Source organism: Colwellia sp. 6M3 (assembly GCF_014077595.1).
Classification (GTDB): Bacteria; Pseudomonadota; Gammaproteobacteria; order Enterobacterales; family Alteromonadaceae; genus Cognaticolwellia.
The window spans coordinates 1-21855 of the sequence record NZ_JACGWF010000039.1; the positions used below are offsets into that span (position 1 = coordinate 1).

At 36.1% G+C, this 21855-nt stretch carries 12 protein-coding genes and 1 pseudogene; 6 read left to right on the forward strand and 7 right to left on the reverse strand.

The window, feature by feature from the left end; all coding sequences use genetic code 11:
* The first annotated feature begins 5 nt into the window (after positions 1-5).
* Positions 6-218, forward strand: a complete 213-nt coding sequence (locus tag H4J50_RS10165) for a helix-turn-helix domain-containing protein (RefSeq protein WP_182256194.1) — start codon at positions 6-8, stop codon at positions 216-218.
* 194 nt (positions 219-412) lie between these two features.
* On the opposite strand, the gene H4J50_RS10170 is transcribed toward H4J50_RS10165, so the two are convergent.
* The 6 genes from H4J50_RS10170 to H4J50_RS10195 are packed head-to-tail and all read right to left on the reverse strand — an operon-like array spanning position 413 to position 12194.
* Positions 413-1774, reverse strand: coding sequence for a hypothetical protein (locus H4J50_RS10170; RefSeq protein WP_182256158.1), 1362 nt, complete (start codon positions 1772-1774; stop codon positions 413-415).
* Complete coding sequence (locus H4J50_RS10175) at positions 1771-4017, reverse strand: ATP-dependent RecD-like DNA helicase (protein ID WP_182256160.1); 2247 nt, start codon at positions 4015-4017, stop codon at positions 1771-1773. The genes H4J50_RS10170 and H4J50_RS10175 overlap by 4 nt, the downstream gene beginning before the upstream one ends.
* Positions 4004-4489 carry a hypothetical protein gene (locus H4J50_RS10180; RefSeq protein WP_182256162.1) on the reverse strand — a complete coding sequence of 162 codons (486 nt, stop codon included), beginning with the start codon at positions 4487-4489 and terminating at the stop codon, positions 4004-4006. Before H4J50_RS10180 ends, H4J50_RS10175 begins: the two co-directional genes overlap by 14 nt.
* Complete coding sequence (locus H4J50_RS10185) at positions 4486-5190, reverse strand: hypothetical protein (protein WP_182256164.1); 705 nt, start codon at positions 5188-5190, stop codon at positions 4486-4488. The genes H4J50_RS10180 and H4J50_RS10185 overlap by 4 nt, the downstream gene beginning before the upstream one ends.
* Positions 5191-5202: 12 nt before the next feature.
* Positions 5203-7548 carry a hypothetical protein gene (locus H4J50_RS10190; RefSeq protein WP_182256166.1) on the reverse strand — a complete coding sequence of 782 codons (2346 nt, stop codon included), beginning with the start codon at positions 7546-7548 and terminating at the stop codon, positions 5203-5205.
* Positions 7545-12194: a hypothetical protein gene (locus H4J50_RS10195; protein ID WP_182256168.1), complete on the reverse strand. Its 4650-nt coding sequence runs from the start codon at positions 12192-12194 to the stop codon at positions 7545-7547. Before H4J50_RS10195 ends, H4J50_RS10190 begins: the two co-directional genes overlap by 4 nt.
* Positions 12195-12316: 122 nt before the next feature.
* On the opposite strand from H4J50_RS10195, the pseudogene H4J50_RS10200 reads away from it, so the two are divergent.
* Positions 12317-12856, forward strand: a pseudogene (locus H4J50_RS10200) (PhoH family protein); the annotation flags it as partial.
* Positions 12857-13063: 207 nt separating this feature from the next.
* Positions 13064-16375, forward strand: coding sequence for a response regulator (locus H4J50_RS19860; RefSeq protein WP_182256170.1), 3312 nt, complete (start codon positions 13064-13066; stop codon positions 16373-16375).
* Positions 16376-16385: 10 nt separating this feature from the next.
* Here the strand turns inward: H4J50_RS19860 and H4J50_RS10210 are convergent, their stop codons facing one another.
* Complete coding sequence (locus H4J50_RS10210; RefSeq protein ID WP_182256172.1) at positions 16386-17330, reverse strand: hypothetical protein; 945 nt, start codon at positions 17328-17330, stop codon at positions 16386-16388.
* A 153-nt stretch (positions 17331-17483) separates the two neighbouring features.
* Between H4J50_RS10210 and H4J50_RS10215 the strand changes: the two genes are divergently transcribed.
* The 3 genes from H4J50_RS10215 to H4J50_RS10225 all read left to right on the forward strand — a co-directional run bounded on the left by H4J50_RS10215 (position 17484) and on the right by H4J50_RS10225 (position 21723).
* Complete coding sequence (locus H4J50_RS10215) at positions 17484-19262, forward strand: acyl-CoA dehydrogenase C-terminal domain-containing protein (RefSeq protein WP_182256174.1); 1779 nt, start codon at positions 17484-17486, stop codon at positions 19260-19262.
* Between the two features lie 401 nt (positions 19263-19663).
* Positions 19664-20968, forward strand: a complete 1305-nt coding sequence (locus tag H4J50_RS10220; protein WP_182256176.1) for an alpha/beta hydrolase — start codon at positions 19664-19666, stop codon at positions 20966-20968.
* Positions 20968-21723, forward strand: coding sequence for a VacJ family lipoprotein (locus tag H4J50_RS10225; protein ID WP_220466159.1), 756 nt, complete (start codon positions 20968-20970; stop codon positions 21721-21723). Before H4J50_RS10220 ends, H4J50_RS10225 begins: the two co-directional genes overlap by 1 nt.
* The last annotated feature ends 132 nt before the right edge of the window (positions 21724-21855 follow it).

The following is a 21855-nucleotide window of genomic DNA, read 5'->3' on the forward strand; positions in this document are numbered from 1 at the left end:
GAACAATGGAAAGTAAAACGTTAGCTATCGAGTTTGGTAAAAAAGTAAGAAATAAACGTAAATCTCTTGGAATCACTCAAGAAAATTTAGCACTTCTTTGTAAATTTGATCGAACTTACGGGGGAATAATTGAAAGAGGTGAGGTTAATATTACTCTTGAAAAAGTTTACCGGCTAGCAGCTATTTTAGAATGCGAACCGGAAGATCTTTTACCTTAAATTATAAGGTGAAGCAACAGGCTGGAAGTTAACGTGTTTGTAAACAGATTTAAAGCTTGACCTTGAAAAACTCAAAATCACAGCGATTTATTAATAATTTAATTTTGTATTGAGCAAGATGTATCCTCTATTTAATAAAGTTAGGACGTAGTTGTCCAATTGATTAAAAGAGTTCATCCTCCTCTTGAAAATGATCATATATAGTTATTTCTCAACCTTTCGATTTCTTTTTGCAATTTGTTAGCAAGTTTTCGTTGTTCTTCCGCTAGTTCTAATGCTCTTAAAGTTTCGATATTTTGTTCTTCACTTTGGGCCTTTAATTCTTGAATCAAAACCTCCTGCTGGTAGACTTTCGTCTTATATCCGTGCCTTGTACGTGACTCTAAATATTCTTTTTTTAATGTTTCCTTGCTCCTATGAGTCATATTTTGTGACACTTGTAAGGCTACAGCATTTTCTTCTTTCGTAAACCCTAACTCATCATTGATTGACGCTTGTATATCCATTTGTTCATTAGCATACCGGTGGCGAAATGCGTAAAGACTCTTTCCTTTCGGCCAATTTAATTTTTTAGTTATACTACTAAAAATCTTGCTTATTTCCTGAGCTGAACGTGGTTTTCCATTTTTTTCATTCAAAAATAAATGACCATCATATTGATCGAAGCCTGTTGTATTAATAAACTCATTAAGATCATTTTCTATAAATGAAACCACGCCATTCACTAGTGCAAGAGGAAATTTAACAGGCATGTTGTTACCTCCTTTTTGTCTGATGGGCGTAATATCTAGAGTAGAGTCACTTGTATTCATTAATTTTGACTCAACAGTATCTTCTCTAAACTGTAGCTTTGAAAAACCACTTAGTGTAATTGGTCTTGAACCCGTTTGGTCAACAATCCGTAACATAAGCATTAAGCTAGCTCGAGTATACCCTTTGTAGTTTACCCGTATGTAGTCATTAAGTTCTTCAAGCTCCCATTCTTCTGCTTTTTGGCTAGGGCCGTCACTACTTTCTCCACAGTTGTAAAATGATTTAGGGTAAAGCTGTTTTTGTTTCGGACCATCCTTTTTGGATTTCGCTTTATCACGTAATGGGAGTGCTGAGGTAATTTGATATTTATCCCCCTGTTCAGATTGAATACCTAATAAACTAGGGTGAAATCCTTGCTTTTGGGCCCAAAAATAGAATTCATATACAGGTGCTAGATAATCATGGTTGATGTTCCGTTTAGTTGTATTAGTATCTCCTCTCCACCTTGGATTATTAATTGATTGTGTGAGTTGCCATTTGGCATAAACGTCTAATAATTCATCGTTTACATCCATCCAATCGCGGTTATTATGTAATATATAGTTAAATAAGCTGCGGATAGCCTGCCGATAAGTTTCGATTGTACTGGCGTTATTTCCTTCTTTGATAATAAAATTTATGAAGTTTATTGCTGGCCAAATAACGTTACCTTTCATATCTTGGTATACGTAATAAGTAACTCTGTGCAAGTGGACTTTCGTTTCACTAATTAAATCAATTTGATTGCCTGTTTTTATATTCATAGGTTCCTCTTAACTTCAATCTTGGTTCCGATGTGGCGACAGGTATCACTTTGTTTAGAGCTTATGCTTTTTTCAATAAACTCATCATTACTGATCAAAACAATACTATTTTCTGCGAAAGATACAGCGGTATATAACCATGAATGATCTATTGGATAATTAGTATCCACGATCACGATAATGTCATTAAATGCACAACCCTGTCCTTTAATGACGTTAATACAATAAGCTAATTCAAGAGATGAGCAGTCTTCTTCTGTTAGGTACTTAGAGCCTTCTTCAAAATCTACCTTAATAATGCTCTCTCGAAAATTAACAGCTCTCTTCTGAGTGAATATTTCTGATATCTCGCCTATTGATCCGCTTGAAATACCGAGTTCTTTATTGTTCTTTTCATAAATTACTGGATCACCTTTAATAAAATTTTGGTCATTAATTTTTTTGGAATAATATTTTTTATTGTAAGTTCTAATTAGTTGGAGTTCTTGATTAATCTCTTGGCATATTCTGTCACTTGAGCTGAAAACCTGAGGAGGTTTACCCATTTTATTTTTGTCATACCAAACATTGAGTGCTGCTTTACACAGTGATTGTCTTGTCACATTTTGTGGGGTATGCCATGTGACTTTAGCTTCAGGACTTATTTGATAGGGGTATATATTGTTTTTAGCAGTCTTAATATCTCCAATATATACCGAGTGCTTAAATTGATTTAAATCGGCTTCACTTCCTAAATTGTAAGGTATATTTAGTGTGATAGATAAATGGGGGATAGTGGTTAACTGATGAAAGAATACGCCTGGCCCAATAGGTGGTAATAGTTTATCGTCACCAATTAAGCATAGGCGACAGTCATTGGGTAATATTTTTAACAAAACATAGGCTGTTACCGTATCAATCATCGTTGCGATATCGATGATAATTAGAGCTTGTGATAATTCACTTTTCTTAATCGAATCTTTTATGTGACGGATGAATGTAACTACAGTTTCCGACTTTATTCCATATTCACTAGCTAAACGGCTTACGGAATACTCAGTTGCACTCAATACAAATACTTTTCTGTTTTGGTCCTCATACTGTTGAATTATAGCCAACATGACCGTTGTTTTTCCAGTGTGTGGACCGCCATTGATGATTGATAAGTTTGATTTCAATGCAAGTTCAACAGCTTTAAGTTGAATGAAATTCAACTTAAATTCATTGATATTATTGTTGAGACTTTGATCTCTTTCAAAATCATTTAAAACGTTATTTTGTAAATCTACATTAGTGTTTGTTTTATCGCCAATAAGTGCATTCAATCGTCTAGCTACAGTTGTCTCTAAAGACCAGCACCCTAGACTTTGTATAAATCCTGTTAGATGATGTACTAATGATTCTTGTTCGCTCTGATGAATAAGGTTATAAATATCATGTTCAATTCCTTCATTGATTAAGCTATCTTGTACTATATCTATAGGCACAGCCATGTGGCCATTGGTATCGTAAGCCTGATATAAAATGGCTTCAATCGCAGAAATAATTCGACGAGGATCTTCTTTGTTTATTTCAAAATATTTAAATGCGATTGAGTCTAAAGTTCTCCAGTGGGAAAGAGCGTTCTGGATTGGCATGAAGCTTAACAACCGATAAGGATCACGATTAATATTCTCTATAGCTTGAAGCCCGAATAAATTAATTAATTGTGGTAGTAAACTAATGGATATATTTTTATTAATCAAAAAAGTAAGAAGTTTTCTTTCAAAGGCACACTGTTGCCAGCTTTGTAATAGAGATTCAGCCAATAGCTCAGGCATTTTTAATTTTGGATGGACCACCAATATTCTTGCTTCAACAGAGTCAAGAGTCTGCTTTAGTTTTTTAGGGAATGCATTATCAAGTTTTTTTACCCAGCTGTTGCTAATACCTACGAATGACTTGTTCTGAATGATATAATCACAAATTATTGATTGGTCGGTATTATTGTTAATCATTAGGCGTTCACCTGACTTCACAATAAACTGTGGACCGTATTTTCCATCGTTTTTATGTTCTCCTTCTACCTTCCATACATCATTGATGGAAGGAGGGTAATGCAAAACCGTATCATGACAAATAGTAGTAAATTTATAATGCCCAACCTTGATTCTAAACGTTGCCGAGTATCGTTCTCTACAGCGTTTAATCTTGGAAACACTAAGAACTACCCCTGTAAGGTTTGTAACAGATCCAGTTGTCTTGAGTAGTTTAAGTGATTTCATGATTCAGTATTAATTCACTATCAAGCTCTGAATCATCCTTCAGAACGTTATACGGTATATAGCGGCCAGTTAAAATAAGTAACTCCTCTGCTGCTAGGTTTCTCCGTAGCAACTCAGCATTTAATTTTGTACGTGTTAACTCTGCTTGAAGCTGGTTTATCATGTCATCTTTTTTATTTAATAATGCAATGACATCATCTTCTGTAACCTTTGTATTACTCTTTGATGAATCTATCATATTGCTTTGGGGGACAAACTTATCCTGAATTTTTATCCATAGTGTTTTTAATCTGGAGTTCGATTCCCAGGTTGACTTAGTGATACCAAATTTCCGGCTAATAGCGGACCGATTGGGTTTCCCTTTAGATTGAGGGATGACTGGATTATCTGACAACCAACGTTCCACAGCGTTAGCGTTTAGCTCCCCAATACGTTGCGTACTCATTTTTTTATTGCCTTTATTCACTTTCATTTATCTCCTAAATCGAAAGGGACCACATTTGTTTTTAGCGTTAATTTCTCTGGATAAATGCCACTTTCTTTACTGATTTTAAGTAATTGCTTTTGTAGGATAAGGTTCTTTTTTTCTAGTTCTAGAATTTGTGATTTTTGTTGTATAGCAGCTTTATTTCGCCATTCGATTTCGACTTTATGCTGTGACTTTAGCCCTTCTAATTTCTGTTCTGCAATGTAAACCTCTGCTGTAAGAGTATCGTTTTCAAGTCGCAGGCCGAGCATTTCATGAGCAATGGCCACATGATTTTTTTTTACGAGAGTAACGGTAGCTTCTAACTCTTTGACTTTACTTATTCGACCACTATCTCTTTGTATAAGCGCCTTTTCCTTTAAACGTATAAAGATAGAATTTATTTTTTTTGTACCTGTTACGCATTCTTTAATATAAGTAGGTGTTGCGTCCCAGGTTGTTGTCGAAGTCATTTGTGTTGGAATATTATACTTATTGATAATATCAGGATTATTCTTCGAACCATTCCAATTGCGTAAACCTGAAATAGATGTCGGAAAATATTCTAATTCAAATCCTCCGTTTTTATTTAACACACGGGTATTCTTGCTCGTTAAAGAGAAAGGGATCTCAGAGTTGAGCCAATTTTCAAGGATATCGATTTTCTGTTCAATACGTTTGATAGCTTCTTTACGTTGTATTTCCATGAGTTAACTCCTTTAAAAGCCAGTAAACAATGAATCGTTATGTTGCATAGTTCGTTCATGTTGAGTAACAACATGCTCTATGTTGTTAGCCTGTTCTGTTGCTTGCATACGTTCAAGTGGCATGTAATCCTCTCCATTATTAGCCACTGCACGTAAGTGCATTAAATCCTCTTTCATTATGTCTAAATGACTCTTTTTTACATCTTGGTACGCACAACCTTTACATTGTAATGGGTCACACGGTGCATCATGTGATTTAGGCTTGTTAGGCTGGCGGTGGCAGCTACTATGCGGTTTTGGTTGGTTCTTATGACCGCGTTCACTTATTATTTTTGCCATTTCTAATGATTGATTATTAGGTGTCAGTTTACTAAATGTAGCTTTATGCTTCTTTTTCATATGCTCATTAAACTTTACGCTTTTGTGTAATATTTTGAATACTCTCTTTAAAAATGAGGGGTATCGACCTGCCATGCTTTTGGTTCCCATCATTAAGTCTAAAATATCTGAAGCAGTTTTCTCTGTATCGACCTCTTGTATGATTTTATCTAATGCCTTGTTTTCAGCCTTAACTAATATCGCTGAAGACGTTTCTTCTGGTTGGTTCAATTTGACTTTTTTTTGTAAAGTCTCATGTGTATTTCGAGCTACCGGATCGGTAACGTAAACTTCTGTTACTTCGGGATCTATATGGCCTAATTGGTGGCATAAAGCGAGTAAGTCACGATGTTCGTATTGATAATGGTAAATGATGGCGTAAATTCGTCGGAAAATATGTGTACCTTTTGCTAAACCAACATCATCACCGAGGGCTCGTTCTAAAAATTTATTTCCGGTGTAGCTACTGTCTTTTCCTTTATTAAATTGATACTTCAATGCACTCATATTATTTTTGGCATCTATATTAAATCGAGGAATATTAAATAAACCGTTATGTCCGTGACTATCCCAAGACTTTTTTAGCTCAAAAAGAACTTTCAAAGCTTGAGTACTGCTTTTATTTATCGTGTGCCAATATCGTCCTCCTTGTTTTTCGTTATAGAACTCGGCTTGGTACCAACCAAACTCATTGTATTTACAATGAAAATGTTCTTCTTTCGCTATACCTATAATGGGATCGCTAATTTCAGCCTGTCGACGAGCATTGTATATTTGTAAGATTATGAAACAAGCAGACATTAGGGCGGTAATACATTCCGTTAGTGTCCATTTTTCTGAGTTTGTTTCTTTGGTTCTTGGGCCATCACGGGATATCTCAAATCCCATAGTTTTTTCAATGTCGTTAAGTGACTGGGATTCGGCCATTCTCTTCGGATAAAGAGTATCTATAATATATCGATTTCTTTGATATCGATTTTTACCTTGACCTTTTTCATTGCGAAGGTCTGTTATTTCTTTGACGGCTTTAATAATTAATGGAGAGGCTTTATTTAGCCAAAGGCTTGCTTCGCCTAATAATTTTATTACCTGCTCGGTACCAATGTTCTTCGTTCTGCCTGTTGGTTTCCCTAATTTATTACTAAGGCTATACGGGTCTTTAAAGGGAAAAAATGAAATAGAATCACCGCCATCGACCCTCGAAAGTGAATTCCATTGGCCAAAAAGAGTATTGAGGGTTTTAGCTGATGGTTGTGATAAGCCCATTGTGCCTTTACCTTCGAAATAATCAATAACACTTATTCCTGAACTTCTTAGTTCATGGCCGACTAATTTATAAAATTTATTTGGCACCATACCTTGGAGGCTGCTAGTGCCAATCATTTTTTTAATTAATGATAAATTTAGAGATCTGTATCCATATTTTTTAGTTGGTTCAGTAAGAATAATCTTAATTAGTTCAATATCGTTTTTGATATTTTCCCACAAAATATCAAACCTATTAGGAAGTTGTAATAAATTAGGAATCCCTCCTTTTTTCATTTCGTTACAGAAACTTTTAATGTCCGATTTAGAAATAGTCCCAAGTTGGTAATGATCCTTTAGTAACGCCCATTCTATAAATTTAATTATATTACTCATTACTGACGTTGCTCCCCCTTTTGTAAATGAGGGTGTATGACCAACTCCTTGAGCATAAATATCAATAGCGTTAACAATAGTCTTTGCATGATGAGGGTACAATAATAGAGGAACAGGGTGTTCAAAGCCCCCCGATCCAGGTACCCAAATACCAGCTAAATCTTGTTCAATAGTATATGTATGCCCTTCAACGGTACTAGAAAAATGTAACACAGTTTCTTTTAACGCTAACTTCTCGTCATCTACAGACAGTTTGCTTGCTGTTTCTGCTATTCGGTTAAAGGTATCTCTTTCGAATAAGTTAACCTCTTCCAAGGATAAAAGTTTAATATTATTCATTCATCACCAGATAATTTAGTTGTCAAAAGTAGTTCTGCCGCTCGGTAAATTTCAGGGTTAGCTGTTTGAACAAAGCGAGTTAATCCGAAAGTAAATCGCATTGCTGGGGCTATGTACTCATCAAAATATTCACGGGTGTATTTTATTATTAATTTGTCATATCTCTCTATGAACCAACGCTGATGCCTTAGGGTATGTACAAATTCTTCAATGCTAATTAATACTTTATTGTGTGGGCATCCATTGTTTGAGTGGCATTTTCGGCCACTACACCATTGCTGGGATTTACTTGGCTTATCTATAGGGGCCCAAATATCAACACAAGTTGAGCCATCAGGTAAAAGGAACCATTGTGGCAAATCAACTTCATCGCTGGGGGCTCCTAATAACTTTAAATCTATATCACTCTCTGGTATTCCATATTCTTGTAATGCTTCAGCTCCTAAGTGTCTGAAAGTAACTGTTGCTTCTAATCTACGCTGAAAATCTGCATTGTTGGCATCATAATAAATTCGAGCTAATGGATGGTCTACGTAACCCGCTGTTGTTTTCATTTGTGCGTGATTTCGTTCAATTTGACTTTGATGGATACTTCCATCCACACCTTTTCTGACATTAATTTGATGCTTAGCTAGCTGTTCAATCCTGAATTTAGGTAGTTTATAACGTAGTATGAAATCATCAATTTGACTCGCATTTAAAAAGGTAAATCGTGTTGAGTCAGGTGTTTCCCAGATAGATTCAGGGTTAAAGCCAAGTTCTTTCATATTATGAAAATGCAGTGAAATTAACTCAATGGCTTCTCTAACTTCCTTATCGGTATGAGTAACTTCAACGGGCGTTGTTTTTTTCTCAACTTTATCCTTGTAACCCTGAATAAAAAAACTAGTGGTCGGTAACGGGTAAGGTAGATCCCTTCCTTGCAGAGAAGCAATTACATCTTTATTCCAGGTAGTGTGGATTATTAGACGAATAAAACAGATCAATAACACTGGTCTTGGAAGAATAAATGGCGTCCAGAAAAAGGATTTCATACTAGAGCCATTATTCTTAAACCAGACTTTGAAATCAGGATTTATTAGATGGCTTTTTCCTTGGCAATAGAGAATGTCATTTACCGGAGTATTGGCACGTAACTGCAAAAAAGCTCCAAGTACTATTTCACGTCCGAATGTATCTATATAACTTATCAACTGAGTTGTTTTATTTTTTCTATGTTCCCTTGTAGTTTGACTAACCCAACTTTGAACCTCTTGAGGGATATTAACAGTAAAATTACCGTTGTTATCACGATTCACAAGAGGGCTTAGTTCGTCTCGTAGCTTTTGATATAAATTCATTTCTTCTTGAGCCGCTTTTATTATGGCAACAATGGGAAGTTGATAATATTCACTGATTTTATCTTTAAGGTTACTGATAGAGTCAAAGTTATCCATGGCAGGAGGAGGAATAACCTCTCCACTTGTTTCACTGATGGGAATAATTAATTCAATGCTTTTACGCTCTTTCCTTGATGAAAACTGAGTTTTAAAACCGCATTCATTTATTTTTAATCCACTTGAAATTGAGTGCGAGTTTATGGATAAAAACCTACGAAAACCTTCAGAAAATTGACCTTTATCGTTTCGGTGACACCCCTCTATAATTTTTTCAAGTCGTGTAAAGCCTTGTCTAACATTGCGTTGATTCAGTTGTTTTACGGAAGATGTAAGTAAGTAATGTAAGCTGGAGTTAGCTTGATGTTCTTCAATAGAAATGACGGACTCATTAAACTTATCATTTATTATTTTTACCATTAGCTTAATGTTATTAATTTCTGAACCAAAAATAGGAGAATTAAGAGATTGTCTTGCTAGGTTATGTAGTGCTACATTCAATACCCCATCATTGGATAGAATCTTTTTAATTGGTAATATATCCAATTTAAAATCACTCAGCACCACCTTCCCATTAATTTTATTTGTTACTTTAAATAGAACATTTTCTTGTTCAGGGAGTTCGGAAAAACAACACTGATAGTTAAGCGCAGAAATGGTCCTTCCGTCGTTAATTGTCTTATTTTCCAAGGAAAAAAGCTCCATCAAAGCATAAAAGTCAGATTCTTTATCTTTACTTTCTTTGAGTTTAATTAATTTCTCTATAGTTTGAAGTGCCTGCACGACTTTAGTTCTGTTGCATACTTTAAGTGGGGTACTTAAAAAGTTGCCCACATTAAGAAATGGTGAATTTGGGTACTGGTGCTTCAAGATAAAATTAATCAATGCTTCCCATTGTTGAATCTTTACTTTAGAGTAATTACTCACTCTACTTTTAATAAAGAGAAGAGCTTTTGTTAATAGACCGTCCGGTGTATAAATCGCAGGATTAAGGTATGTATTGAAAGAAATATCAATACGCTGATTATCAGCCATTTCTCCATGAATTCTTATAGGGGGAACACACTTTACCTCACCATCACGATTAAACCTCGTTGTGAATTGATGCTCATTTATAGAGCTTTTACCAGCGATTTTACCCGTCCATTTTTGTAGAAAAGTACGTAACAGGGCACTTTTGTGTACTTTAGTCTTTTGGGTTGTTGCCGCATCAGAATCCAGCATGGACTCATATTCTATTAAACCACTAATAATTATGGCATCTGTGATATTAGCCTTGTCACTATTGAGTAAATTTTTTAATTTTGGACAGCTATATTGTGAAATATCACTTAACTCTTTTCTTAACTCAATAGCTATGTTGCATGACATTGGGGTACTTTCAGAAACTTTTAAACACTCGATAAGTAAACTGTGAGGTAACATGGTTCCAGGTAAATAGTTAGAGTCAATGGGGACGTATTTAACTGATTCGTTATCACCATGTACAAGTTGAAGGGTATACTCCCGTTCAGTAACATATAGAAAATTACCGTAGTCTGATAACCGACTAAATAAAACTAGGCAATCAAAGGATTGGCCGTTATAAATTTTCCCTCCGTATTTATTCAAAAAGGCCATAAATCCATTAACTCCTGTATGCGCATCCTCTCTACAGGATAGAATTGATATCATTTCAGCGTAGAAAAAATAGATATCACTTGGCTTTATATCCTCAGGTGGTGCCAGCAATAAAGTTCGCGTAAACGGGATGTTTTGATGATTGGCTAAAAAAACAAGTATTTTTGATACTGATATTCTGGACACATAGCTTTCAAGTGAATTACTATCAGTAGATAAGTTGTCCCACTTTGAATTTGAGAAACAGGTGTAAAGCAAACCATCAAGTGTTAATAGTTTAGATATTATAGGGCTGTTAGTATCTATAATTACACTAGACTCTCTGGTAAGTACCACTTTTGTTTTTTCAAAAAACTCACTTACTACTTCCGCTAATCCACCATACTTAGACAGAATATCAAATAACTCATTAGTGACTTCTATGTCATTTGTTTTTACGTGTTTGCTGATGACTTTATTGATTTTTTCAGCGTATTCAATGAAATGTTCTTTGGATACATAATCATGTTCTTCAGCTAAAAAAAAGCAATCAGCCTTTAAATTATTACCAGTTAATATGACCTTTAATGCTGTACGTAATAGTTTGAAATTTCTATATTTAACCGGGTGGTCGTTAGATTTTAAAGAATATTTAATTAATGTTTTAAATAAAAGCGAGCACTCATTCAACGGACCAAAATTTACGTAGTAATATCGAACAGATTCATCTACTAATACTTTGAACGTTAAGTATTTTTCAGCTTCATGTAAGTACTTATTGGCTGGGAACTCTGAATTACTAATAAGGTGGCTCGGTAATCTGTATGGCTCAAGAGAGTGACCTGACTTCGTACTTCCTCCTAAGGTTAATAAGTTAAATATTTCATTAACCCTTTTGATAACGGACTTTCTTTTACTACGTTGTAATGTCTCTTTTAGTTGAATAAAGGCCCGTAGTATATCTGTAGAGTCCAAAAGTTCAGGGCTACTGTTAAATAAGTAAAGGATAGACTCTGTATTTTTTTCACTAGCTATAACTTGTAATGTGATAAGCCAACTTTGGGCTTTACTCCCCTCAACCCAAGTATGTAATGAATTCTCTTGTACTTTGTTCAAACTAATAGATAGCAAACCTGTTGGCTGTATAACCCCCTGCAAAGTATCAGGGTCAATAATGGTATGTGAACTTTTATTGTTTCTAGGGTTTACTCTGATTACATATATATCAGAAGAAGAGCATGGCACCTCTGCCATGTTTAGTGGCTCTTTTATGCTAAATCGAGTTTGAAATGGACAACGAGCTATAGGAACATCACCTGACAAAATAGAGCCTGTTTCAGATATTAAACTTCGAAATGCAGAACTCAAATTTCTTTTCTTAGTCATTGGATGCAAGTAAATGAGACGCTCCACTTCTTTGAAACCTGATATTAATTCTTGCACCAAAAGTTCATTTAATGGGGTAAGGAGTAGGTTATAAATATAAGGGGAGTTTAAGTTTTCGATAGATATATTTAAGACTTTTTTCAGCGCAAAAGCAGCCGTTGTTGCAAAGCGCTTCTCCCGAAGTAATCTAATTATTGCTGCAAGTAATGACTCATCATGTATCAAAAAATTGGCAAAATCGGTTGATTCAGGCTTAAGCATATATTCGTTTTTAATTATTTTCATACAGGAAATCATCTGAATTCTCCTTGAATACCTTTCCTTTACATATTATTTTATTAAGCTATTATTTTAAAAGATATTTTATTTATCGCTCGGTCTCTGTTAATTGTATTTTAGCACACCTTAAGTCCTTACTGGCATTGGCCACAGCATTAGAACAAGTTATTGAACGTGGGTTGTACGATAAAATTATTGTCACGCGCAGTACACCTGAAATTGCTGAATCTATTGGCTTTTTACCTGGTACCGAAGAAGAGAAAATGGCACCTTGGTTAGCGGCAATAACCGACTCGCTAGAAGTATTGCACAAACAAGATGAAAATATGAACGGCAGCCTTAATTACATTATGGAAAAAGGCAATATTCAGTTTAAATCGGTAAATTTTATGCGCGGTCGTAGCATTCAAAATGCATTGGTGTTGTTAGATGAATGTCAAAACCTTACTGCCTCACAACTAAAAACCATTATCACCCGTTGCGGTGAAGGCACTAAACTGGTTTGCTCTGGTAACTTAGCGCAAATTGATAGTAACTATTTAACGGCTGTTACTTCAGGACTTACTTATATAGTTGAGCGTTTTAAAGACTTCCCTGGCAGCAGTAATATTAATTTAAATGGTGTTGTGCGCAGTAGATTAGCGGCCTTTGCGGAAGAAAACCTCTAGTAACTCAATGTTTGTGCCATGTACTATCCGTTTAAGTTAGTATTTGGATTTAGCATGGTTAATTTTTCAATACTATCCTATGTTGCAACTTTGATTTACTATTAAGTGATTAATTTCAAGGTTCATCATTGATACAAATTACTTGGCTAATATTTAGCGATAAATATGTGCTTATTCGTTTTTAATTGGCATTATCAAGGCTTCTCAGTGTTAGCAGAAAACTCAAAAGAGCAAATTTTTCAACGTTATAATAAATCAGTTGTCGTGGTTTTTTCAGGTATTATGCTGCTAACGTTCATTATCACGATTTATAATTATTATATTGCTCGTGAGGAACACCTTGGCGATAAATTAGTTGAGATGAGTAAATACAGTACTCAGCTTAATAATAAACTTACCAGTACGGTTGAAACCCTAAATGGTATTCGAGATTTAGCTCAATATTACCTACGCTTTCCAGAAGAATTACCCAGTAAAGCTCCCTTGCTGAAACAAGAAGGGAAATATTTTTATCAAAATAAAAACCGCCAAAACTTAATGACCAATAACCGTATTATGAGTGGCAACATCACAGGTGTTGGTCGTATTGATGTATTTAATCAATCTTTTATTGATGAGTTGATTATGGCTAATGCATTAACTCCTGCATTTGTTACCGCGCAAGAATCGATTAAAGCAGCGAACTGGTTATATTATATTTCAGTTAGGCGTTTTGTTAACTTATACCCTTGGGTACCTAGAAATATTTGGCAATATAGTGACCAAAGCTTAACTAATGATTTGATGTTAAAAATAAAGGCTTCAAAACTCAAAGATGAAACATTTTGGTCGCAACCCTATGTTGATACTGCTGGCAAAGGTTTAAATGCGGCATTGGGTGTAGGCGTTTATTTAGATAATGAAATGAAAGGGGCGCTGCTGATTGATATTAATACAGCGGGTCTATATCACTATTTACCGCAAGTAACAGAGCAAGGTCATGGTTATATTATTGTAGATAAACATAGCCACGTTTTATTACACAAAAACAATGCGAATTTAACGCTAAATGCCCATACCGCTTTTAGTGATGCTGCCCCCGAGAAATTAAGCGATTTTACCTACCAAACGTTATTAAATATGCCAGAAAGTACTGTTGTCGATAATTGGGTTGTGCAAAGAAAAAAACTCCCTGTTAATGATTGGATTTTGTTGGAATATCAACAGAAAGAAAGTTTCTTTTCAGCCATCAATCAACGTTTTATCACTATTTTTGTGGGGGTGCTTTTAGGTTTTTCTAGCTTATTTATTGTTGTTTATTATTTTACACATCGCTCATTTATTGCCCCATCAAAAAAATTCATCAGTCATATTGAGCATTGCTCTGAAGGTGATCCCGGTAAAATAAAACCTTCTGAAGAGTGGCGTCACTGGTTTAAAATTGTAGAAGATCTATTTGGTGAAAACCGCAGTTTAATGCAGCGTATGAAAGATCAAAATAATGAGTTAGATTTACGCGTAAAAGAAAAAACTCAAGCTTTATATCATAAGAGTGAGCAGCACCAGCGAGATTATGCATTGCTTCGCTCGGTAATGGATGCAATTCCAGATTACATTCTTTTTCATGATCAACAAGACCTACTCATTGGTTGTAATCAGGCTGTTGAAAAATTAGTTTTACAAAAAGAAGCTGATATTATTGGTGGGCAAATGTATGACTTTATTGCCAGTGATATCAGTGAAGAGGTTGCACAGTGTTTAGGAGAAAGCCAAACAAGTACTTCTCCAATTTCTCATCACCAAACAGTGTCGAGTGAGTATCATACTTACGAAGTTTATCATGCCCCCTTCTATGGGCAGCATAATGAATTACTTGGTAGTATTGTGCTAATACGTGATGTTAGTCAGCAATTTGAGATCAACCAAGCCTTGCAACGCGCTAAAACTCAAGCGGAAGAAGCAAACCAAATCAAAAGCCAATTCCTAGCAAATATGAGCCATGAAATACGAACGCCGATTAATGCTATTCAAGGTATGTTTTATCTTTTGCAGCAAAGTAGCCTTAACTCCGTTCAAGAGCAGTATTTAGGTAATGCGCAAACTGCTTCAGAAACTTTGCTTTATTTAGTCAATGAATTACTCGATTCAGCCAAAGTTGAATCAGGTAATATGTCAGTACATAAAGAACTGATCGAACTAGAGAACATTGTATCGCAAGCCATTAACCTAAATATTGCCGCTCTTGCAGGTAAAGATTTAAGTTTACATGTTGCTATTGATAGCCAAGTGCCATTACATATTCATACCGACACTATGCGTTTGGTGCAAGTACTGAGTAATTTACTGAATAATGCGATTAAGTTCACTGAGCAAGGCAAAGTAGTGCTGAGCGTGTCATTATCATCGGTTATTAGTGAACAAACCGACGCTAACAATGTAGCGATTTTATTTCGACTGAAAGATACCGGTATTGGCATAGAAAAATCAAAACATGCTGGGCTATTTGAAGCATTTAAACAAGCGGATGAGTCTATGACCCGTGTGTATGGTGGGACTGGGCTCGGTTTATCTATTTGCCAGCATATTGCGCATTTGTTGGGCGGTGAAATCTCCATTGACAGTGCCGAAGGGCAAGGTGCTGAATTTACTTTGTCGCTGCCTTTAAATGAGTCTAATGTGACCCGTTGTAATAGCGATTATTCTGAACGCTGCTTAACTAAGTTTACACCTCAGTTTTCGACAAGTGTTGTTATTAACTTTGGTGTTAATGTACCGGAAAAATTACGCGAAAACTTTGCTGATATTTCACAAAAAATTATCGACGTTTCAGACCTTAATGCGTTAAACGAAAATATGGATGAAGCCGCTAAAATATTGTTTGTTGATAGTAGCCATTATCCGCAAGGTTTTACAAAAGACAACTTAGCAATAATACAAAAAAACGTAGCTGTACTCGCGCTATGCCAACCTACTGCCAGTATTATATCAACAGCATTGCTTGAGCAGTTAACTCGACTTAATATTAATTATTTGTTGCTTGAGATGCCATTGTATCGACAAGTTATTACGAAATTAGCAAAAGCCCTAGAGCAGATAACAGCAAGTAAACAGCAGATTGTGCAAAGCGCTAAACCAGAAGGTATTAAGTCGATAGTTGATAGCTTGTCAGGACTTAACATTTTGTTAGTGGAAGATAACCTTGTTAATCAATTAGTCGCGATTAAGTTATTGGAGTCAATGCAGGCTAAAGTGGTTATTGCGCAAAACGGGCAAGAAGCCCTCGACAAACTAGCGCTAGCAACTTTTGATATAGTATTGATGGATATCCAAATGCCTGTGATGGACGGATTAACGGCAACTCAGCATATACGTGCTCAACAGCAATATAGTCAATTACCCATTATTGCCATGACAGCCCATGCACGTGAAGAAGATAAACAGCAATGTTTAGCTGCTGGCATGAACTTACATATTGCTAAACCGATCAGCTTGAATGCACTACGAGAGAGTATTTTATCGCAAGTTCTGCGTTCATCTTAGTTGCGGAAATTTAGATAAAAGGCTCTGCATAGTAGCGACCATTTCTAATGGCAAACTCAGAGTCATTTGATATTTCACCAAGCTTTATCATGGCTGGGCCGGTTGGTTCAGCTAATATGTAGTCTTCACCATCAACTGTAATGGTAAGCTCATTTGCCTCGGGTTTTATATTCATGGCGAGTAAAGCATGATTATCTATAAAAACTAACATCATTTTCATCCGTGGCATTAAGGCTCTAAAAATAGCTGTAGTCAGAGTCACTTTACTGTCGCAGTCACCTTGGTTTTGCCATAGCGTTTGTAAAGGGGGGTTAAATCCTGCACCTGTAGAGGTCACTCTAGACTCTAAGGTTGAATAGGGAATGCTTTGCACAAAACCCAGTACGTAATTAGTTACTTCTCTTACGTTTTGATCAGGGAAGTTATTCAATATCAGGTCTTTAAGTTTGGTGAAATCAATAACAGATGCTTGAGCAAAACGCACATGATCGGGTTTGATGGCTACGTTATTATCAAATGAAATAAATTGTGTGTAATAATTTTGTTCTAAATGTTCCAACATGAAGTTTTTTTCAAGTTGAGCGATAGCGGAATATGCCTGATCAATGGCGGTTTGGCTTTTGCCTTGAAGTTCAATTTGTAAGTTATCTGCGTAACCCAAAAAGTTTACTTTAACCTCAGGTAGAGGAGACTTGATGAGGCTTTGTCTAATTTTTTGATCTACATATTTTTTTGCATGGCCAGCACTATAACTTTTAAAGTTTCTAAACTTGTCAAATATCATGACTTTATCAATAGCAAAGCTCAACGATTGCGTTTGTTGTGCATGGTCTAGCCACTGATAGTTAAATTCTACAAAGTCATCGGTCGTTACTTTATTGAACTGGAGTTGCTTGGCCCAAGCTTGACCTGAAAAATTCAATATTAAAATAACAACAGCACCAATAAATTTCACCGCGAGCCTTCCCTTCTACTTTACTTTTATAGAGCTTACGTTAATTTTTACTGGCAGGCTAATTTCTCGTTTTTACTTTACTTTTACTGTGTTTAATATATATTCAAACAAGTGTTTTAATTAATTGTTTAAATTACCTGTTCGGAGAATGTAATGGCTGATTATCAAGTGCCTTTGAAAGATATGAATTTTTTGTTATTTGACGTCTTTAATGCTGACAAATTATGGCAGTCATTACCAACGTTAGCTGAACGGGTAGACCGAGATACCGCTGAAGCTATTTTGCAAGGTTGTGCCAAAATTGCTGAACAAGAAATCGCGCCATTATCACGTAACGGCGACGAAACTGGGGTAACTTTTAATGCCGGTAGTGTAACTACCGCACCAGGTTATAAAGCTGCTTTTAAAACTTATGCAGAAGGCGGGTGGTCATCATTAGGTGGTGACCCTGACTTTGGTGGCATGGGCATGCCTAAAGTTATAACCGCATTTCATGAAGAAATGCTGTGTTCGGCTGATATTTCGTTCTCATTATATCCAGGCTTAACCGCAGGCGCAGGATTGTCGTTGGCTAAACATGGTAGTGAAGCATTAAAAAATCGCTATTTAACGCGTATGTATGCTGGCGATTGGTCAGCAAGTATGTGTTTAACTGAAGCACATGCTGGTACCGATTTAGGCATGATAAGAACAAAAGCAGTACCTCAAGCCGATGATAGTTATTTAGTGTCAGGCACAAAAATATTTATTACCGCAGGCGAACATGATCTCACTGAAAATATTGTTCATTTAGTGTTAGCAAAGTTGCCTGATGCACCTGAAGGTCCGCGAGGAATTTCATTGTTCTTAGTACCAAAGTTTCATGTAAATGATGATGAAACAATAGGTGAGCAAAACAACGTCAGTTGTGGTTCTATCGAACATAAAATGGGCATTCATGCTTCGGCCACTTGTGTAATGAACTTTGATGGCGCTAAAGGCTATTTAGTGGGTGAGCTCAATAAAGGCTTAGCTTGTATGTTCACTATGATGAATTTTGAACGTATCGGCGTAGGTATTCAAGGTTTAGGCGCGGCTGAACGCTCTTATCAAAATGCTTTAGAATATGCCAAAGATAGAATTCAAGGGCGCTCATTATCTGGCGTCAAATCTCCAGATGCTCAAGCAGATTCATTACTGGTACATGGCGATGTGCGTCGCATGTTACTTAACATGAAAGCATTAAATGAAGGTTCTCGTGCATTATCTACTTATACGGCAATGCAATTAGATATTGCGACATACGGTACAGGTGAAGCGCAAGCGAAAGCAGACCAACTGGTAGCCTTAATGACACCTATAGCCAAAGCTTTTTTCACCGATCTTGGTTTTGAAAGTACCGTAGCTGGCCAACAAGTTTTTGGTGGTCATGGTTACGTTCGAGAATGGGGACAAGAGCAATTAGTGCGTGATACGCGTATTTCACAAATTTACGAAGGCACTAATGGTATTCAAGCCATGGATTTACTAGCGCGAAAAGTTGCGGGTAGTAAAGGTAAATTAGTATTGGTATTTCTTGAAGAAGTACGCGATTACATTGCACAATGTAACAGCGAAGCTATGCAAGAGTTTACTCAACCTTTAGCGTCTGCCACAGATGAGCTTGCCAACTTAACAGAACACTTGTTAACGGCAGCACAAGCCTCTCCAGAAGAGCTTGGTTGTGCCGCTAATGACTATTTACATGTTTTTGGTTACACCGCTATGGCGTATGTTTGGGCTAAAATGGCTGAAGTATCGCTTGCTGCAACGGATGACAAAAACTTCCATGAAAGTAAGATCCGCACCGCACGTTACTATTTTTCGAGGTTACTGCCGCGTTGTCAGTCGTTGATCACATCAGCTAAATCTGGACAAAGTGCTTTGTTTGATATTGATGAATCGCTTTTTTAATTAACTGAACTTAAATAATTAAATCTGAATTTATACTTGAGCCAATTCATTAATTTGAATTGGCTTTTTTATTGTTTACATTGTTTACATTGTTTACTCGGTTTATTTACTGACATAAAGCGATAAATTTAAGCCGATATGATTACAAAAAATAACCCCTATTGTGAAAATTACTGCGCTAAGATAGATACTTTTCTGTTTTCAAAAGTTAGAATATATAAAAGCTATTAACTTAGTAGCTCCATTCAAATGATGTGCGTTACGTTCAATAGTGTTGGCGTATGTTATTTAAGTACTCAAAAGCAGAGCTATAATCGTTAAATACAGCACACAAAAACGCTGTGTTTTCGAAGTTTTAGAGGATACTTAAACTTTTAAATACATGGCAATAGGGCGATTTTGTGCGAATTTTGAGTATTTTATTCATCTTGATATTATCAGGATGCACCAGTAAAGAGGCAAACGAAGTCATAGAAGAAGTTGCTCTACCTGTTTGTGATTTAACTTATTCCCCTTACCAGGCAACCGTGACAGGTTATTGCCAAGCCCCTGCAGCAGACTTACCTGAATCACTAGATACAATTAATAAACGTATTACGATTAAACCGTTAAATGAAATTTCTGAAATTTTTTGGTTTAACAAGCAAATGAAGTACTCACTGGTTAAGCAAGATGACACTGCCCCTCTTATTTTTATTATTGCTGGCACAGGGGCAAGTTTTGACAGCGCTAAGATGGTCAGCCTTCAAAAAAGTTTTTTCCAACAAGGTTATCATGTCATTTCAATATCTTCGCCGACATTTGCTAATTTTATTGTTAACTCGCCTAATACTAAGTACATGCCGGGAGACTTAGCTCATGACGCTGAAAATCTTTATGAGGTAATGAGTTTAGTTTGGGCACAGGTTCAAGCCGAAGATGAAGTGCAAGCATCATCAATTTCGCTTACTGGTTACAGTTTAGGCGGCGCACACTCGGCTTTTTTAGCGTTACTTGATGATGAGAAGCAAGTCTTTAATTTTGAAAAAGTGTTGTTAATTAACCCGCCAGTAAGTTTATACAATTCGGTGAGCATTTTAGACCAATACTTTGATTTGCGTAATAACCGTCATGCGGCTGTGGCAATGTTCGATGAAATATTTTCTCGATTTTCAACTATATATTCAGCACAACGATCTTCAAAGTTTGATCAAGGCTCAATATACGGTTTATTCAAAAATGCAGAGTTAACTGAAGCTGAATTGAAATTGTTAATAGGTGCATCATTTAGAATGTCTTCCTCAGACATGATATACGCCATTGACGTTAGTTTTAATACTGGTGCAATAACCTATAAAAACCATACAGTAGATAAGCTTGAGAGCATAACTCACTCAATGCAACGCGCCAGTGACATTACTTTTGGAGATTACTTTACTCGGGCTATGTTACCTAGAGCACAACGAGAAGATGCTAATTTAACCAAAGCGGATTTGATCAAACGTTATAGTTTGCACGAGATTGAAGATTATTTAAAAACATCAGATAAAATTTACTTAGTGACCAACCAAGACGATATTATTTTACAGGCTGGTGAAGTGGATTATCTAAAATCGATTTTTGGAGACAGAGCTAAAATTTTTCCTCGAGGCGGACATTGTGGCAACTTTGAGCGACAAAGCTTTGTTGAATATCTTGATACAACTTTTCAAGGAGGAATAAATTAATGCTAGTAAACTCTATTATACGTATTAAGTGTATATCTCTGCTGACTTGTATCATGTTAACTGCATGTTCCTCTGTGCCTGAATTGGAAAGTTCAGCGGTTGCACCTATAGTGCCTTTACCTGATTACCATCAAGAACTGGGTATTTTCAGTGCCTATGACGATCCATGGGAGGGTTTTAATCGCCGTATGTATTATTTTAATGCTAAAGCCGATGAGTACGTTTTATTACCGATAGTTGATAGTTATAAACAAATAACACCTGATGTGGTTGAAACAGGGCTGAGTAATTTTTTTAATAATTTAGGTGAAATATCAACCTTCGTTAACTCGGTTTTACAGCTTAAATTTTCAGTAGCAGGTGAAACGTTTGGTCGTTTTTTCATTAATTCAACTTTAGGTATGGTCGGTTTACTTGATGTAGCAACACCCATGGGCTTGGCTGAACAAAACGAAGACTTTGGACAAACATTGGGCTTTTGGGGAGTTGGAGCTGGCCCATATTTAGTTTTACCATTGTTGGGACCATCGTCTCTGCGTGATGCCACAGGGCTAGCGTTTGATGCTTTAGCTGATCAACAAACTTTAGATGTATTAGGTATGAAATCTGAAGAAGAACTCTACCTTTCGCTCATTAACAGTATCGACGCTAGAGCAAGATTACCTTTTCGATACTATGCTTCTGGATCTGCGTTTGAATATGAGTACTTAAAACTATTGTATAAAAAATTTCGAGAAATTCAAGTTGCCCGATAACCTAATTAAGGGCTGTTACATCAGTTAATCAGCGTTAGCTTTTGCGTCAGATGTTAACTTTAAATATTTCGGTAAATAGAATGCATAGTAGTTTTAGCTATTTTATCAATTCAAGGTATAATCACGCCTTAT

What these genes read in the sequence shown, in the direction of transcription:
- H4J50_RS10165 (WP_182256194.1), top strand. Translation starts at nt 6, where the DNA reads ATGGAAAGTAAAACGTTAGCTATCGAGTTTGGTAAAAAAGTAAGAAAT.
- H4J50_RS10170 (WP_182256158.1), bottom strand. Translation starts at nt 1,774, where the DNA reads ATGAATATAAAAACAGGCAATCAAATTGATTTAATTAGTGAAACGAAA.
- H4J50_RS10175 (WP_182256160.1), bottom strand. Translation starts at nt 4,017, where the DNA reads ATGAAATCACTTAAACTACTCAAGACAACTGGATCTGTTACAAACCTT.
- H4J50_RS10180 (WP_182256162.1), bottom strand. Translation starts at nt 4,489, where the DNA reads ATGAAAGTGAATAAAGGCAATAAAAAAATGAGTACGCAACGTATTGGG.
- H4J50_RS10185 (WP_182256164.1), bottom strand. Translation starts at nt 5,190, where the DNA reads ATGGAAATACAACGTAAAGAAGCTATCAAACGTATTGAACAGAAAATC.
- H4J50_RS10190 (WP_182256166.1), bottom strand. Translation starts at nt 7,548, where the DNA reads ATGAATAATATTAAACTTTTATCCTTGGAAGAGGTTAACTTATTCGAA.
- H4J50_RS10195 (WP_182256168.1), bottom strand. Translation starts at nt 12,194, where the DNA reads ATGAAAATAATTAAAAACGAATATATGCTTAAGCCTGAATCAACCGAT.
- H4J50_RS10215 (WP_182256174.1), top strand. Translation starts at nt 17,484, where the DNA reads ATGGCTGATTATCAAGTGCCTTTGAAAGATATGAATTTTTTGTTATTT.
- H4J50_RS10225 (WP_220466159.1), top strand. Translation starts at nt 20,968, where the DNA reads ATGCTAGTAAACTCTATTATACGTATTAAGTGTATATCTCTGCTGACT.